At 73.6% G+C, this 16334-nt stretch carries 13 protein-coding genes; 10 read left to right on the forward strand and 3 right to left on the reverse strand.

The features are described 5' to 3' along the window. Positions 1–116 precede the first annotated feature (116 nt). The 7 genes from ACP7TJ_RS08585 (at position 117) to ACP7TJ_RS08615 (ending at position 10671) form a co-directional block, all read left to right on the forward strand. Positions 117–1655, forward strand: coding sequence for a leucyl aminopeptidase (locus ACP7TJ_RS08585; RefSeq protein ID WP_167742857.1), 1539 nt, complete (start codon positions 117–119; stop codon positions 1653–1655). Between the two features lie 227 nt (positions 1656–1882). Further along, positions 1883–3271, forward strand: coding sequence for a dihydrolipoyl dehydrogenase (gene lpdA, locus ACP7TJ_RS08590; protein ID WP_093767931.1), 1389 nt, complete (start codon positions 1883–1885; stop codon positions 3269–3271). Between the two features lie 61 nt (positions 3272–3332). Continuing rightward, a complete protein-coding gene (sucB, locus tag ACP7TJ_RS08595; RefSeq protein ID WP_427762679.1) occupies positions 3333–5159 on the forward strand; it encodes a 2-oxoglutarate dehydrogenase, E2 component, dihydrolipoamide succinyltransferase in 1827 nt (608 codons plus the stop codon). Between the two features lie 217 nt (positions 5160–5376). Further along, positions 5377–6000, forward strand: a complete 624-nt coding sequence (locus ACP7TJ_RS08600; protein WP_093767929.1) for a GntR family transcriptional regulator — start codon at positions 5377–5379, stop codon at positions 5998–6000. A gap of 309 nt (positions 6001–6309) precedes the next feature. After that, positions 6310–9012, forward strand: a complete 2703-nt coding sequence (aceE, locus tag ACP7TJ_RS08605; protein ID WP_367547027.1) for a pyruvate dehydrogenase (acetyl-transferring), homodimeric type — start codon at positions 6310–6312, stop codon at positions 9010–9012. Positions 9013–9089: 77 nt separating this feature from the next. Next, complete coding sequence (locus tag ACP7TJ_RS08610) at positions 9090–10076, forward strand: helix-turn-helix transcriptional regulator (RefSeq protein ID WP_228919627.1); 987 nt, start codon at positions 9090–9092, stop codon at positions 10074–10076. A 73-nt stretch (positions 10077–10149) separates the two neighbouring features. Next, on the forward strand, positions 10150–10671 hold the full coding sequence (locus ACP7TJ_RS08615) for a DUF4240 domain-containing protein (RefSeq protein WP_367487249.1): 522 nt from the start codon (positions 10150–10152) through the stop codon (positions 10669–10671). 24 nt (positions 10672–10695) lie between these two features. Here the strand turns inward: ACP7TJ_RS08615 and ACP7TJ_RS08620 are convergent, their stop codons facing one another. Together ACP7TJ_RS08620 and ACP7TJ_RS08625 are read right to left on the reverse strand one after the other, a co-directional pair. After that, positions 10696–10872, reverse strand: a complete 177-nt coding sequence (locus ACP7TJ_RS08620; protein ID WP_167742860.1) for a hypothetical protein — start codon at positions 10870–10872, stop codon at positions 10696–10698. After that, positions 10869–11690, reverse strand: a complete 822-nt coding sequence (locus ACP7TJ_RS08625) for a peptidoglycan recognition protein family protein (RefSeq protein WP_167743248.1) — start codon at positions 11688–11690, stop codon at positions 10869–10871. Before ACP7TJ_RS08625 ends, ACP7TJ_RS08620 begins: the two co-directional genes overlap by 4 nt. Positions 11691–11998: 308 nt before the next feature. On the opposite strand from ACP7TJ_RS08625, the gene ACP7TJ_RS08630 reads away from it, so the two are divergent. Next, positions 11999–13183, forward strand: coding sequence for a MarP family serine protease (locus ACP7TJ_RS08630; RefSeq protein ID WP_093767924.1), 1185 nt, complete (start codon positions 11999–12001; stop codon positions 13181–13183). 13 nt (positions 13184–13196) lie between these two features. On the opposite strand, the gene ACP7TJ_RS08635 is transcribed toward ACP7TJ_RS08630, so the two are convergent. Beyond that, positions 13197–13688, reverse strand: a complete 492-nt coding sequence (locus ACP7TJ_RS08635) for a GNAT family N-acetyltransferase (protein WP_093767923.1) — start codon at positions 13686–13688, stop codon at positions 13197–13199. Positions 13689–13751: 63 nt separating this feature from the next. Here ACP7TJ_RS08635 and ACP7TJ_RS08640 point away from each other — a divergent pair, with 63 nt between their 5' ends. After that, the gene (locus tag ACP7TJ_RS08640) at positions 13752–14654 is read left to right on the forward strand and encodes a TIGR01777 family oxidoreductase (protein ID WP_189910270.1); all 903 of its coding nucleotides are present in this window, start codon (positions 13752–13754) and stop codon (positions 14652–14654) included. 221 nt (positions 14655–14875) lie between these two features. Beyond that, positions 14876–16282 (forward strand): NAD(P)/FAD-dependent oxidoreductase, encoded by a 1407-nt coding sequence (locus ACP7TJ_RS08645; protein WP_093767921.1) that lies wholly within the window; start codon positions 14876–14878, stop codon positions 16280–16282. Positions 16283–16334: the final 52 nt, after the last annotated feature.

Raw genomic sequence — 16334 nt, forward strand, 5'->3', positions numbered from 1 at the left:
GGGGAGGCCCCGACGGGATCGCACCCGGACGTCACGATTAGGGTCGGCTGCCGGGCCCGGTCGACCCACACCCTTCGGCCACTGAAACTTCACATCGGAAGCGAGAATTCACCACCGTGACTGCTCTGACTCTCAGCACCGCCGCGGTCGCCGGCCTGCGCGCCGACGCGATCGTGATCGGTGTCGCCAAGGGCTCCGCGTCCAAGCCCGGGGGACCCGTCGTCGCACCGGGCGCCGAGGCCGTGGACCAGGCGTACGACGGCAACCTGGCCGGTGTCCTGGAGACCCTCGGCGCGTCCGGTGCCGAGGGCGAGGTGACCAAGCTCCCCGCGCCGGCCGGCTTCAAGGCGCCGCTCGTCGTGGCGGTGGGCCTCGGCTCCCAGCCCGGAAAGGACTCCGGTTACGACGCCGAGGCGCTGCGCAAGGCGGCCGGCGCCGCCGCCCGCGCCCTCGCCGGCACGAAGAAGGCCGCGTTCGCGCTGCCCCTGGCGGACGCCGCCGACGCCGGCGCGGTCGCCGAGGGCGTGCTGCTCGGCGCGTACTCCTTCGACGCCTACAAGGACCAGGGCGACGCGAAGAACGGCAAGAACGGCAAGGCCCCGCTCGCCGAGGCCGCGCTGCTCGGCGGCAAGCCCCGCGACAAGGCGTACAAGGCGGCCGTCGAGCGCGCCGTCGCCGTGTCCGAGGAGCTCAACCGGGCCCGCGACCTGATCAACACCCCGCCGAACGACCTCAACCCCGAGGCGTTCGCGGCGGTCGCGCAGACGGCGGCGAAGGAGCACGGCATCAAGGTGCAGGTGCTCGACGAGAAGGCCCTCGTCAAGGGCGGCTACGGCGGCATCCTCGGCGTCGGCGCCGGCTCCGCGTCCGGTCCCCGCCTGGTGAAGCTGTCCTACACCTCGTCCAAGGCGAAGAAGCACCTCGCGCTGGTCGGCAAGGGCATCACCTACGACTCGGGCGGCATCTCGCTCAAGCCGGCCGGCCACAACGAGACGATGAAGTGCGACATGAGCGGCGCCGCCGCCGTGTTCGCCGCCGTCGTCGCCGCCGCCCGCCTCGGCCTGGAGGTCAACGTCACCGGCTGGCTGGCGCTGGCCGAGAACATGCCCTCCGGCTCGGCGACCCGCCCGGGTGACGTGCTGCGCATGTACAGCGGCAAGACCGTCGAGGTGCTCAACACCGACGCCGAGGGCCGGCTGGTCCTGGCGGACGCGCTGTGGGCGGCCTCTCAGGAGAAGCCGGACGCCATCGTGGACGTGGCGACCCTGACCGGCGCCATGATGCTGGCGCTGGGCAGCCGCACCTTCGGCATCATGGCCAACGACGACGCCTTCCGCGCCGCGGTGCACGAGGCCGCCGAGGAGGCGGGCGAGCCGGCCTGGCCGATGCCGCTGCCGGAGCACCTGCGCAAGGGCATGGAGTCGTCGACCGCCGACATCGCCAACATGGGCGAGCGGATGGGCGGCGGCCTGGTCGCCGGCCTGTTCCTGCGCGAGTTCGTCGGCGAGGGCATCACCTGGGCCCACCTCGACATCGCGGGCCCCGCCTTCAACGAGGGCGGCCCCTTCGGCTACACCCCCAAGGGCGGGACCGGTTCCGCGGTGCGCACCCTGGTGCGGCTGGCGGAGCGGGCCGCCGCGGGCGAGCTGAGCTGACACGGCCTCGGGTGACGGGCCTCGTACGCGGGTGCGACGGGGCCCCGTCACCGGGGAGTGGGACGTCTCACACCACGGCCCGGCGTCTCGTACGGCCCCGACAAGTGCGAGGATAGGGCTCGGCAGGACAGGGCCCCACACAAGGGCCGAGAACATAGAGCGGCCGGACACCAGCCGCCGACCGGTCACTGGAGACCGGCGTGGCGCACATGCATGGAGGACGTGACGTGGCGAACGACGCCAGCACCGTTTTCGACCTAGTGATCCTCGGCGGTGGCAGCGGTGGGTACGCCGCGGCCCTGCGCGGGGCGCAGCTGGGCCTGGACGTCGCCCTGATCGAGAAGGGCAAGGTCGGCGGTACCTGCCTGCACAACGGATGCATCCCCACCAAGGCCCTGCTGCACGCGGGTGAGATCGCCGACCAGGCCCGCGAGAGCGAGCAGTTCGGTGTGAAGGCCACCTTCGAGGGCATCGACATCGCGGCCGTCCACAAGTACAAGGACGACGTGATCGCCGGCCTGTACAAGGGTCTTCAGGGGCTGATCGCCTCCCGCAAGATCACCTACATCGAGGGTGAGGGCCGGCTGTCCTCCCCCACCTCCGTCGACGTGAACGGCCAGCGCCTCCAGGGCCGCCACGTCCTGCTGGCGACCGGCTCCGTGCCGAAGTCGCTGCCGGGCCTGGAGATCGACGGCGACCGGATCATCTCCTCCGACCACGCCCTGGTCCTGGACCGCGTGCCGAAGTCCGCGATCGTCCTGGGCGGCGGCGTCATCGGGGTCGAGTTCGCGTCCGCGTGGAAGTCGTTCGGCACCGACGTCACCATCATCGAGGGCATGAAGCACCTCGTCCCGGTCGAGGACGAGAACAGCTCCAAGCTGCTCGAGCGCGCGTTCCGCAAGCGCGGCATCAAGTTCAACCTGGGCACCTTCTTCGAGAAGGCCGAGTACACCCAGGACGGCGTCAAGGTCACCCTGGCGGACGGCAAGACGTTCGAGGCCGAGGTCCTGCTCGTCGCCGTCGGCCGCGGCCCGGTCTCGCAGGGCCTGGGCTACGAGGAGGCCGGGGTCGCCATGGACCGCGGCTACGTCCTGGTCGACGAGTACATGCGCACCAACGTGCCGACGATCTCGGCCGTGGGCGACCTCGTCCCGACGCTCCAGCTCGCCCACGTCGGCTTCGCCGAGGGCATCCTGGTGGCGGAGCGGCTGGCCGGTCTGAAGACCGTCCCGATCGACTACGACGGCGTCCCGCGGGTGACCTACTGCCACCCGGAGGTCGCCTCCGTCGGCATCACCGAGGCCAAGGCCAAGGAGATCTACGGTGCGGACAAGGTCGTCGCCCTGAAGTACAACCTCGCGGGCAACGGCAAGAGCAAGATCCTGAAGACCGCGGGCGAGATCAAGCTCGTCCAGGTCAAGGACGGTGCGGTGGTCGGCGTCCACATGGTCGGCGACCGTATGGGCGAGCAGGTCGGCGAGGCGCAGCTGATCTACAACTGGGAGGCGCTGCCGGCCGAGGTGGCCCAGCTCGTGCACGCCCACCCGACGCAGAACGAGGCGCTCGGCGAGGCCCACCTGGCCCTGGCCGGCAAGCCCCTGCACTCCCACGACTGACGCCCTCAGTCACCGGGCGCGACGACACAGACTTCCGCACTTCTAAGGAGCAACCGAAACCATGGCGGTTTCCGTAACCCTTCCGGCGCTCGGCGAGAGCGTCACCGAGGGCACTGTCACCCGCTGGCTGAAGGCCGAGGGCGAGCGCGTCGAGGCCGACGAGCCGCTGCTCGAGGTGTCGACCGACAAGGTCGACACCGAGATCCCGGCCCCTGCCTCCGGCGTGCTGTCCTCCATCAAGGTCGCCGAGGACGAGACGGTCGAGGTCGGCGCCGAGCTGGCCCTGATCGACGACGGCAGCGGCGCCCCCGCGGCCACCGAGGCGCCCGCCGCCGAGCAGGCGGCCCCGCCGGCCCCCGCGCCGGAGCCGCAGGCCCAGCCGTCCACCGAGCAGGCCGCCCCGGCCCCGGCGCCCACCGCCGAGGCCTCGGCCGGCGGCGCTTCGGCGCAGGGCACGGACGTGGTCCTGCCCGCGCTCGGCGAGTCCGTCACCGAGGGCACCGTCACCCGCTGGCTGAAGTCGGTGGGCGACACCGTCGAGGCCGACGAGCCGCTGCTCGAGGTCTCCACCGACAAGGTCGACACCGAGATCCCCGCCCCCGCGTCCGGCACCCTGCTGGAGATCGTGGTCGGCGAGGACGAGACCGCCGAGGTCGGCGCGAAGCTCGCCGTCATCGGCGAGGCCGGCGCCGCTCCGGCCGCCGCCCCCGCCCAGGAGGCCCCGGCCGCCCCGGCGCAGCCCGAGCCCACCCCGGCTCCGGCACCCACCCCTGCTCCGGCACCCGCCCCGGCTGCCCCGGCTCCGCAGCAGGCCGCCCCGGCCCCGGCCCCCCAGCCGGCCGCCCCGGCGCCCGCTCCGGCTCCGCAGGCTCCTGCGGCTCCGGCTCCGGCTCCGGCTCCGGCTCCGGCTCCGCAGGCTCCCGCGGCTCCGGCTCCGGCCGCCGCCCAGGCCTCGGACGAGGGCGCCTACGTGACCCCGCTGGTGCGCAAGCTCGCCGCCGAGAACGGCGTCGACCTGTCCACCGTCAAGGGCACCGGCGTCGGCGGCCGTATCCGCAAGCAGGACGTGCTCGCCGCCGCCGAGGCCGCGAAGGCCGCCGCCGCTGCCCCGGCCCCGGCCGCCGCCCCGGCGGCCGCCAGGAAGGCGCCGGTCCTGGAGGCGTCCCCGCTGCGCGGCCAGACCGTCAAGATGCCGCGGATCCGCAAGGTCATCGGCGACAACATGGTCAAGGCCCTGCACGAGCAGGCCCAGCTGTCCTCGGTCGTCGAGGTCGACGTCACCCGTCTGATGAAGCTGCGCGGCCGGGCCAAGGACGCGTTCGCGGCCCGCGAGGGCGTCAAGCTCTCCCCGATGCCGTTCTTCGTCAAGGCCGCGGCCCAGGCGCTGAAGGCCCACGCGCCGATCAACGCCAAGATCAATGAGGCCGAGGGGACCATCACCTACTTCGACACCGAGAACATCGGTATCGCGGTGGACTCCGAGAAGGGCCTGATGACCCCGGTCATCAAGAACGCCGGCGACCTCAACCTCGCCGGTATCGCCAAGGCCACGGCGGAGCTGGCGGGCAAGGTCCGCGGCAACAAGATCACCCCGGACGAGCTGTCCGGCGCGACCTTCACCATCTCCAACACCGGGTCGCGCGGCGCGCTCTTCGACACGATCATCGTGCCGCCGGGCCAGGTCGCGATCCTCGGCATCGGCGCCACGGTCAAGCGTCCGGCCGTCGTGGAGACCGAGGACGGTCCCGTCATCGGCATCCGCGACATGACGTACCTGACCCTCTCCTACGACCACCGTCTGGTGGACGGCGCCGACGCGGCCCGTTACCTGACGGCGGTCAAGGCGATCCTGGAGGCAGGCGAGTTCGAGGTCGAGCTCGGCCTGTGAACCGGGCGGTGACCCCGGTCAGCTGATCCGGTCCCTCGGTGCCCCCGTCCGGAAGCCCTCACGGCTTCCGGACGGGGGCACCGTCACATGGGGCGTGTAAGTCTCGTCTCACCTGGGCGAAAGCGCCCCCGCGCGCCCCACCCCGGCGGGCTCCCGGCCGTATTGTCTATTCGTCAAAGCCCCCCGGGGGCCCGCGGGCCCCGCTAAGGAGCCCCTCATGACCGCGCCCGTCGTCCACTCGCTGCGCGAACAGATCCGCGAGCACATCCTGGAAGGGATCATCAGCGGGCGCTGGAAGCCGGGCGAGCGGATCGTGGAGCGGCGCATCGCAACCGAGCTGGAGGTCAGCCAGACGCCCGTACGGGAGGCGCTGCGCGAGCTGGAGTCGCTGCGGCTGATCGAGTCGGCGCCGAACAAGGGCGTGCGGGTGCGGAACCTGACGGCCGCCGACCTGGAGGAGAGCTACCCGGTCCGGGCCGGTCTGGAGGCGATCGCGGCGGAGCTGGCGGCGGCGCGGCTGGCGGAGGACTGCTCGGCGCTGGAGCCGCATGTCGCCGCGCTGTACGAGGCGGACCGGCTGTCGGACGGGACCGCGCAGGTGCGGCACACGGTGGGGTTCCACCGGGAGCTGGTGCGGGCGGCGGGGAACTCGGTGCTGCTGCACACCTGGGAGGGGCTGGGGATCGAGGTGTTCACGGCGCTGTCGATACGGTGGCTCGGCACCGTGCAGCAGTCCTACGCGGAGGAGCACGAGGAGCTGGTCGCGGCCTTCCGCCGCCGTGACCCGCATATCGCGGAACTGGTCAAGTCCCATGTGCTGGGGTGCGCACCGCGCGCCTAGCTGAACGTCTTGCGCAGTTCCCCGCGCCCCTGAAGGGGCGCGGGGCCGGTGGCGCTCGTCGGCGCGCAACCCCCCTCACCTGCGCGAACGCGCGAAAACACCGTCACCGCGTGCCACCGCCGGAGGCACCCCGTGCCGACTTTCTCCGGATCAAGAGATTTTGCCCCTCAACCCTTTGATCGATCATCGATCAGGGAGTTATTGTCGCCTGCGGACTTCCACCGAAGTCCGCAGCCCTGTCCTGCCAAAGACAAAGGGCACCCCCGAACCCTTCTGAGGGCACCCCCTTCGACTGAGGAAGGCGGCGACATGACCGACCCCAACGCCATCCAGCCGAGCGAGCTCGACCAGCTCCCGGACCGCGACCCCGAGGAGACCGCCGAGTGGCAGGCCTCCCTGGACGCCGTTGCCGCGGCGGCCGGGCCGCACCGTGCCGCGTACCTGATGCGGCGCACGCTGGAGCGTGCCGAGGGCGCCGGCGTCGCGCTGCCCAAGCTGCTCGAGACCGACTACGTCAACACCATCCCCACCGCGGCCGAGCCCGCCGTGGACGGCGACGAGGCGATGGAGCAGCGCATCACCGCCTGGAACCGCTGGAACGCGGCGGCGATGGTGACCCGCGGCAGCAAGTACGGCGTCGGCGGCCACATCGCCACCTTCGCCTCGGCCGCGTGGCTCTACGAGACCGGCTTCAACCACTTCTTCCGCGGCAAGGAGGGGGACGGCTCCGGCGACCAGCTCTACATCCAGGGCCACGCCTCCCCCGGCATCTACGCCCGCGCGTTCCTCGACGGCCGGATCGGCGAGGAGCAGCTCGACAACTTCCGCCGTGAGGCGGGCGGCAACGGCCTGCCGTCCTACCCGCACCCGCGGCGTCTGCCCTGGCTGTGGGAGTTCCCCACCGTGTCGATGGGCCTCGGCCCGATCTCCGCGATCTACCAGGCGCGCTTCAACCGCTATCTGACCAGCCGCGGCATCAAGGACGTCTCCGACTCCCACGTGTGGGCGTTCCTCGGCGACGGCGAGATGGACGAGCCCGAGTCGACGACCGCGCTCACCCTGGCCGCCCGCGAGCGGCTGGACAACCTGACCTTCGTCGTCAACTGCAACCTGCAGCGCCTCGACGGCCCGGTCCGCGCCAACTTCAAGATCGTGCAGGAGCTGGAGGCCCAGTTCCGCGGCGCCGGCTGGAACGTGATCAAGACCCTGTGGGGCACCGCCTGGGACGAGCTGTTCCAGCTCGACACCACGGGCGCCCTGGTCCGCCGCCTCCGCGAGGTGCCGGACGCGCAGGTCCAGACGTACCAGACGCGCGACGCCGCCTACATCCGCGAGGACTTCTTCGGCAAGGACCCGGCGCTCGCCGAGATGGCGAAGCTGCTGAGCGACGACAAGATCCTCGAGTGCTTCCACCTCTCGCGCGGCGGCCACGAGTCCCGCAAGGTCTACGCCGCGTACAAGGCCGCGCTCTCCCACAAGGGCGCGCCGACCGTGATCCTGGCGCAGACCGTCAAGGGCCACACCCTCGGTGAGGGCTTCGCCTCGAAGAACGCCAACCACCAGATGAAGAAGCTGACGGTGGACGAGTTCAAGGCGATGCGCGACCGTCTGGAGCTGCCGATCGCGGACTCGCAGTTCGCCGACGGCGTGGTGCCCTACGCGCACCCGGGCGCCGACTCCCCCGAGGTCCGCTACCTCCAGGAGCGCCGCGCCGCCCTCGGCGGTCCCGCCCCGGCCCGCCGCGTGCACCCGGTCGCACCGCTGCCGCAGCCGGCCGAGAAGGCGTTCACCGCCTTCGACAAGGGCTCCGGCTCGCAGAACGTGGCCACCACGATGGCGTTCGTCCGCCTGGTCAAGGACCTGGTCCGCGACAAGGAGACCGGCAGGCGCTGGGTGCCGATCGTCCCCGACGAGGCGCGCACCTTCGGCATGGAGAGCCTCTTCCCGTCCCTCGGCATCTACTCGCCGATGGGCCAGACGTACGAGCCGGTCGACCGTGACCAGCTGATGTACTACAAGGAAGCCAAGAACGGCCAGATCCTCAACGAGGGGATCACCGAGGCCGGCGCCATGGCCGAGTTCATCGCCGCGTCGACGTCGTACTCGACGCACGGCGAGACGATGATCCCGTTCTACATCTACTACTCGATGTTCGGCTGGCAGCGCACCGGCGACCAGATGTGGCAGCTCGGCGACCAGCTCGGCCGCGGCTTCCTGGTCGGCGCCACCGCGGGCCGCACCACGCTGACCGGCGAGGGCCTCCAGCACGCCGACGGCCACTCCCCCGTCATCGCGGCGACCAACCCGGCCGCCCTGACGTACGACCCGGCGTTCGCGTACGAGATCGCGGTCATCGTCAAGGAGGGTCTGCGCCGGATGTTCGGCGAGGCCAAGCCGGACGAGGACCAGAACGTCTTCTACTACCTGACGGTCTACAACGAGCCGCTGCCGCAGCCCGCGAAGCCGCAGACGGCCGGCGTCGACGAGGGCATCGTCAAGGGCCTGTACCGCTTCAACACGGCGGAGTCCGCGGGCATGTCCCCCGCCGCCAACTCCCCGCGCATCCAGCTGCTGGGCTCCGGCACGGCGATCCACTGGGCGCTGAAGGCGCAGGCGCTCCTCGCCGAGGAGTGGGGTGTGGCCGCCGACGTGTGGTCCGCCACCTCGTGGACCGAGCTGCGGCGCGACGCGATGGAGGCCGACGAGGCCCTGCTGCGCGGCGAGGACCGGGTGCCGTTCGTCCGGCAGGCGCTCCAGGGCGCCGAGGGACCGGTGCTGGCGGTGTCCGACTACATGCGCCAGGTCCCGGACCAGATCGCGCAGTGGGTCGAGCAGGACTACACCTCGCTGGGCGCCGACGGCTTCGGTCTGTCGGACACCCGTGAGGCGGCCCGCCGCCACTTCGGCGTGGACGCCGAGTCCATCGTCGTCGCCGCCCTGGCCCAGCTCGCCCGCCGCGGCGAGGTGAGGGCCACCGCGGTGAAGGAGGCCCGGGAGAAGTACGGCCTGTAACGGCCGGGTTCGCAGGGGGAGGCCCCCGTCGTCACGCGTGTGCGCGTGGCGGCGGGGGCCTCTTGCATGATGGGCGCATGCGTGCTGCCCGGTTGATCAAGATGGTGCTGCTGCTGCAGTCCCGGCCCTCCATGACCGCCGCCGAACTGGCCCGGGAGCTGGAGGTGTCGGAGCGTACGGTCACCCGCGACGCGCAGGCGCTGTCCGAGGCGGGTGTGCCGGTGTACGCGGACCGGGGGCGGATCGGTGGCTACCGGCTGGTCGGCGGGTACCGGACCCGGCTGACGGGGCTGGCCCGCGGCGAGGCGGAGGCGCTGTTCCTGTCCGGGGTGCCGGGCGCGCTGCGCGAGATGGGCCTGGAGGACGCGGCCTCGGTGGCCCGGCTGAAGGTGTCGGCCGCGCTGATGCCGTCGCTGCGGGACGCCTCGCGGACGGCGGCGCAGCGGTTCCACCTGGACGCGCCGAACTGGTTCCGGGAGCCGGAGACTCCAGAGCTGCTGCCGGCCGTGGCGGACGCGGTGTGGGACGACCGGCGGATCACCGCCCGCTACCGGCGCGGGGCCGGGGAGCGGCGGCACGAGGTGGAGCGGGAGCTGGAGCCGTACGGGCTCGTGCTGAAGGCGGGCGTCTGGTACCTGTGCGCGCGGGTCGCGGGGCGGGACTCCTTCCGGGTGTACCGGATCGACCGGTTCACGGCGGTGGAGCCGGGCGAGGAGCGGTTCGAGCGGGCGGAGGACTTCGAGCTGCCCGCGTTCTGGGAGGAGCGGGCGGAGCAGTTCGCCCGGTCGATCCTGCGGGCGGAGGTGGTGGTGCGGCTGACCGCGGAAGGGGTGCGGAGGCTGCCGTACGCGGTGGACGCGGGGGTGGCGCGGGAGGTGCTGGAGGGGGTGGCCGAGCCCTGTGACGGGGAGTGGGTCACCGTGACGCTGCCGGTGGAGTCCGAGGAGGTGGCCCGGATGCAGTTGGCTTCGCTGGGGGCGGAGGTGGAGGTGCTGGAGCCGGTGTCGTTGCGGGAGTTGTTCGCCGCCGAGGCGGAGAGGCTGGTGCGGTTGTACCGGGGGTGAGCGGCCCCGGGGGGCTTCGCCCCCCGGACCCCCGTTTGCGCAGTTCCCCGCGCCCCTTGAGGCTTGTTCCGTGATGGACGAGACGGAGTTCTGGGCGTTGGTGGACGGGGCTCGGGAGGATGCCGAGGGGGATCCCGAGGAGCAGGCCGATCTGCTCGTGGAGCGGCTCGTGCTGCTGGACCCCGAGGCCGTGCTGGACTTCGCCCGTCACTTCGAGGCGCGCTGCCGGCGCGCGTACCGCTGGGACCTGTGGGGCGCCGCGTGGGTGCTGCTGGACGGGGCCGGCGACGACGCCTTCGACTTCTTCCGGTGCTGGCTCATCGGCCAGGGCCGTGAGGTGTTCGAGGGCGCGCTGCACGACCCGGACGCGCTCGCGGGGCTGCTCGACGACTTCGACGAGGAGATCGACGGCGACGGGGAGGACCTGGGCTACGCGGCGGACGAGGCGTACGAGCAGCTCACCGGGCTGGTGATGCCCGGCCTCGGCCTCCCTCCGGCCCCCGCGGAGCCGGAGGGCACGCCGCTCGACCTCGAGGACGGGGCGCTGCTCGCCGCGCGCTACCCGCGGCTGTGGGAGAGGTTCCGCGGGGACTGAGCCGCCGCGGGGCGTGAGCGCCGGTCACAGGCGCCGGTGGGGGCTCTGCGCCTGGCGCAGGGGGGCCGCGTTGGCCTGCATGAGGGCGGAGGCCGTGGAGGCGGCGGGGCCGAGGACGACGGCCGCAGCGGCGCACAGGGCGGTCCAGGGGCGGCGCAGGGCGTCCGCCCAGGTGGTACTTCGGTCAGAGGTGTCGCTCATGGGCTCAGCTCTTCGTTCCGTGCGTCGTCTTCCGCAGTGACGCGCTGTGTGTCGGTGCCGGTGTCCCGGCCGGGGCCGGTTCCGGCGTCGCGGCCCTGGAGGCGGGCCGCGAGGTCTCTGAGCTCCGGGAGCCGCGCGTGCAGGGCGGCGCCCGGGCAGTCGGTCATGTAGCCGTCGCTGTGCCCCGCGACGGCGGGCAGGGTGGCGGTGGCGCCGGCCGCGTAGCGGCTGCCGCCGTTGCTGGAGACCAGCCGCACCTCGGAGCGCGGGTCGGTGCCTGAGGGGCCGAGCTTCCAGGCGGTCACCGCGGCGATCGAGCGCAGCATCACGTCCGGCACCTCCACGCCCTCGGTGAAGGTGCCGAGGGCGGCGATCCCCGCGGTGCGGTGGTTGAAGCCCTGGGTGTGGGCGCCGGTGACGGGCCGGTCGGCGCCGCCCGCGCGGCCCTCGTAGACGGTGCCGCAGCGGTCGACGACGAAGTTGTAGCCGAGGTCGTCCCAGTCCCGGCCCTGGGTCTGCCCCTCGTACAGCGCCCGGATGATGCCGGGGGCGTCGGCGCAGTCGTACCCGTTGGGCGAGTCGGTGTGGTGGATGAACACGGCGACGACCTGGTCGTCGTAGCGCGGCGGGGGCTGGTCGCGGGCCGCGTCGCCGAGCCACGCCGCGCGCGGCACGATGTCCGGCCGGGGGGCGTGGAAGACGGGCGCGGGGCGGGCGGCGGCCTGGGCGTCGGAGGACTCGGCGGCCCGTTCGACGCCGTAGGCGCTCAGCACCAGCGCGACGGCCGCGGCCGCTCCCGGCACGAAGCCGAGGGGCACGGTGACCGTTCTCGGCAGCCGCGTGGAACCGGGCCCGCCGGGTATCCGGGCCGGGCGGGGCTTCCGCGCGCCGCGCGGTCTCCTGGGGACACGCATGGTCCCACTGTGGGCATGACCACAGCGGCGCGCGACGTCTGCTCCGCCAGTCGGTGGACGGCCGGTGGAACCATCGTCCTGGTGCGTGACGTTCTCACCGGTGCACGCGCGCCTCGCGGGCGCCCTTCCCGCATCCGGCGGGCGCGTGGCTGATCACGTGGCCCCCGGGCCCCGTACTGAGGATCGGTGGTCCCGAGAGAAAGGCGGCGTGCGTGGATCTGCTCGACATCCTGCTGATGCTGGTCGTCCTGGCCTATGCGGCGTCCGGTTACCGGCGCGGACTGGTCGCCGGCTGTGTGTCCCTGGCCGGTTTCGTGGGCGGCGCGGTCGTCGGCGTGTGGATCCTGCCGTGGGTGATGGACCTGGTGACGCCGGGGACGACGCGGGCGACGGTGACCGCGGTGTTCACGGTGCTGCTGCCCGCGGTGGTGGGGCACGAACTGGCGGGGCGACTGGGGCTGCGGCTGCGCCGGGAGCTGGACCGGGGCCCGCTGCGGGTGGCGGACGGGGTCGGCGGGGCCGCGGCGAACGCGGTGGCGGTGCTGATCGTGGCGTGGGTGGCGGCGAGCGTGCTGGGCGCGTCCTCGTCGCCGCTGGTGACGTCGGCGATCCGGGACTCACGGCTGCTGGGCGCGGTGCAGGACGCGATGCCCGACACCACGCCCGCCTGGTTCTCGCGGGCCACGTCGGCGCTGACCGAGGCGGGTTTCCCGCAGGTGTTCAACCCGTTCGAGAACGAGTCGACCGCCGAGGTCGCCGCGCCGACCGGGGACAACGTGACGGCGGCCGCCACCCGCGCGGCGCAGCGCAGCACGGTGAAGGTGGAGGGGGTGGCCGGCACGCAGGGCCGCGAGGGCAGCGGGTTCGTGTACGCGCGGGAGCATGTGATGACCAACGCGCACGTGGTGGCGGGCATCGACGAGCCCACCGTGCGGGTGGGCGGCGTCGGGCGGGCGTACGAGGCGCGGGTGGTGCTGTTCGACGCGCAGACCGACGTGGCCGTGCTGCACGTGCCGGACCTGGTGGCGCCGGTGCTGGCCTTCGACGACGACGCGGAGCGGGGCGCGGCGGCGGTGGTGGCGGGCTATCCGCAGGACGGCGACCTGAACCTCCAGGCGGCGACGGTCGCGGCGCGGGTGCAGGCGCGGGGGCAGAACATCTACAACGACGCGCCGGTCACCCGGGAGATCTACTCGATCCGCTCCACGGTCCGCCCGGGCAACTCGGGCGGACCGCTGCTGACCACCGACGGGCGGGTGTTCGGCGTGGTGTTCGCGCGCTCCACCTCGGACGCGGAGACGGGGTACGTGCTGACGGCGGAGGAGGTGGCCGACGAGGCCGCGCGGGCGGCGACGGCGACCACGCCGGTGGACACGGGGCAGCCGGTGACGTCGTAGGGCGGGCCGCCCGTCAGACGAGGCTCTGCCCCATCAGGACGTCGTCGACGTAGCGCCCGTCGAGGTGGAACTCGCCGGGCAGCACGCCCTCGACGGCGAAGCCCTCGGACGCGTACAGCGTGCGGGCGACGGTGTTGGGGCCGAGGACCCGCAGGGTGATCCGGCGGGCTCCCCGGCGGCGGGCCTCCGCCACGGCGGCCCGCACCAGGGCGCGGCCTGTGCCCCTGCCGCGCGCCTCCTCGGCCACGGCGAGGCCGCGGATCTGCAGGACGTGCGCGTTGGTCGGCACCCCGGTGGGGTGGCCGAGGCGGACGTAGCCCACGACCCGTCCGTCGTCCTCGGCGACGAGGTGGGCGTCCGGGCCGCAGGCCGGGTGGAAGAAGGGCTCGTCGGGTCCGGGCGGCTCGGGCCGGACCTCGTGCAGCGGCGACCAGGTCTCCCGGTCCAGGCGGGCCAGCGCGGCCTCGTCGTCGGGGCGGGCGGGACGTATGAGCGGTTCCGGCATGCGCGTCACTCTACGTGCCGTCCTCACCGTGCTTTCCGGTGCCGCCGGGGCAGGATGAACACCATGGAACATGCGCGGATCGCGGTGGCCGGGGCGTCCGGACTGATCGGCTCTGCCCTGGCGCGGTCGCTGACGGCGGACGGACACACGGTGGTGCGGCTGGTGCGCCGGGCGCCCCGGTCGGCGGACGAGGTCCGCTGGGACCCCGGCCGCGGCACCGTGGACGCGGCGGGGCTCGCCGGGTGCGACGCGGTGGTGAACCTGGCGGGCGCCGGGGTCGGCGACCGGCGCTGGACGGACGCGTACAAGGACCTGATCCGCTCCAGCCGGGTGCGGGGCACGACCGCGCTCGCCGAGGCGGTCGCCGGGCTGCCCGGGGACGCCCGGCCGCGGGTGTTCCTGAACGGCAGCGCGATCGGCTACTACGGCGAGACCGGCGACCGTGCGGTGGACGAGAGCGCGCCTCCGGGCGAGGGGTTCCTGCCGGAGGTCTGCGTGGAGTGGGAGGCCGCCGCGGCCCCGGCCCGGGAGGCGGGCGTGCGGACGGTGTTCGCGCGCACGGGGCTCGTGGTGGCGCGCGGGGGCGGGGCGTGGGGGCGGCTGTTCCCGCTGTTCGAGGCCGGTCTGGGCGGGCGGCTCGGGGACGGGCGGCAGTACTGGTCGTACATCGCGCTGCACGACGAGGTGGCGGCGCTGCGGCATCTCCTGGACACCGAGGGACTGTCGGGACCGTTCAACCTGACGGCTCCCGAGCCGCTGACGAACCGTGAGATCACCGCGGCGATGGCGCACGTGCTCAGGCGTCCCGCCGTGTTCGCGGTGCCGGCCCCGGTGTTGCGGACGGTGCTCGGCGAGATGGCGGGGGACGTGCTGGGCAGCGCGCGGGTGCTTCCGGCGCGGCTGCTGGAGTCGGGGTTCCGCTTCGCCTTCCCGCGGATCGAGGGGGCGATCAGGGCGGCGCTGTAGGGGGCGGCGGGCGAGGGCGGCGGGCGACCTCCTCTGATCCCTCTGCGACCGCATCGTGCCCGTCGGGGGCGCGCATGCGACCGTCGTGCGCCCGTGCACTGTGTGTGCGCGCCTGACCCGGCACCAGAGCGCGGACCTAACCTCGAGCCGAACTCGGGTATCCCTGGGGCCTGTTGAGGGCATGACGTCTCCAGCGCCCGCGCAACCTCGAGGAGGGGCACGTGCTAGAGCCCACGTACCAGGCGGACGTCGTCGTCGTGGGAGCCGGGGTGGCCGGACTCTCCGCGGCACGTCGACTGACCAGCGCAGGAGTCTCCACCGTCGTCCTGGAGGCCGCCCATGAGGTGGGAGGCCGCACGGCGACCGAGAAGGTCGACGGCTTCCGCCTCGACAGAGTCGGCCGGCTGCTGTCCACGGCGTGTGCCGAACTGCACGTCACCCCGGGGCTGGAGGACCTGGTGCTGCGGCCGTTCGCGCCCGGTGTCCTGCTGCACAGCGACGGGCGACATCATCGCGCGGGCGTGCAGCCGGGCAGCCGGCGCGCACGTGGCGCACAGAGCGCGAGGGGCGCACTTCACGCGGTGCGCGCCCTGGCGAGCACCCCCCTGCCGGGGCCGCGCAGGCCGGTCGCGGTGCCCGGACGGCAGGTGTCCGTGCCCCGCAGCCGGGGCGGCGCCCCGCTGGGCACGGCGCTGGACCAGGCGCGGCTGGGCGCCACGCTGAACCGGCTGGCGGGCACGTCGGTGGAGCGGCTGCTGGCCCGCCCCGAGACGACCGCCGCCGAGGCGCTGCACGGCCGGGGGCTGCCCGCCCGCACCGTCGACGGCTTCCTGCGCCCGCTGCTCGCCGCCCTGTTGTGCGACCCGGAGCTCACCACGTCCAGCAGGTCGGCCGACCTCGCGCTGCGCGACTTCGCGAGCGGGCGGCTGTGCCTGCCGGCGGGCGGTGCGGAGGCGCTGCCGCAACTGCTGGCGCGGTCGCTGCCGCCGGGCACGGTGCACACGGGGGTGCGGGTCACCTCGGTCTCCACGACCTCGGTGGCCACGGCGGAGCACGGGGAGTTCCGGTGCGCGGCCGTGCTGGTCGCGACCGGCGCGCGGGACGCGGCGGAGCTGCTGCCCGGGCTGCGGGTGCCGGACTTCCACCCGGTGACGGTGGTGCACCACACCACCGACGAGCCGCCGGGCACGGACGCCTCGCTGCTGCTGGACGCAGACCGGGGCGGCCCGGTGGCGCACACGGCGGTCGTCAGCGCGGTCGACCCGTCCCGCGCCCCGGCCGGCCGCACACTGGTGACCTCCACGGTCCTCGGCCCGGCCACGGCGGACACCGACGCGGCCGTGCGGACGCATCTGGCGCGGCTGTACGGGGTGCCGACGACGCGCTGGGAGACGCTGGCGGTGCGGCACACCGCGGACGCGGTCCCGGCGATGCGCCCGCCGCACGACCTGCGCCGTCCGGTACGGCTCCTGGCCGGCCTGTACGTCTGCGGCGACCACCGCGACAGCGGCGCGGTCCAGGGCGCCCTCCGCTCCGCCGAGCGCGCGGCCACCGCCCTCCTGACCGACCTGGGCGTGCGCCGCCCGATGCACACGGCCGACCCGCTCCCCACGGCCCGGGCGGCCTGACCCCCCGTACCGGCGCCCGCCGACGGTGAACACACCCTCGGCGGGCGCCTTC

This window comes from Streptomyces sp. DSM 41931, from assembly GCF_050271085.1.
Taxonomy (GTDB): Bacteria; Actinomycetota; Actinomycetes; order Streptomycetales; family Streptomycetaceae; genus Streptomyces; species Streptomyces albogriseolus.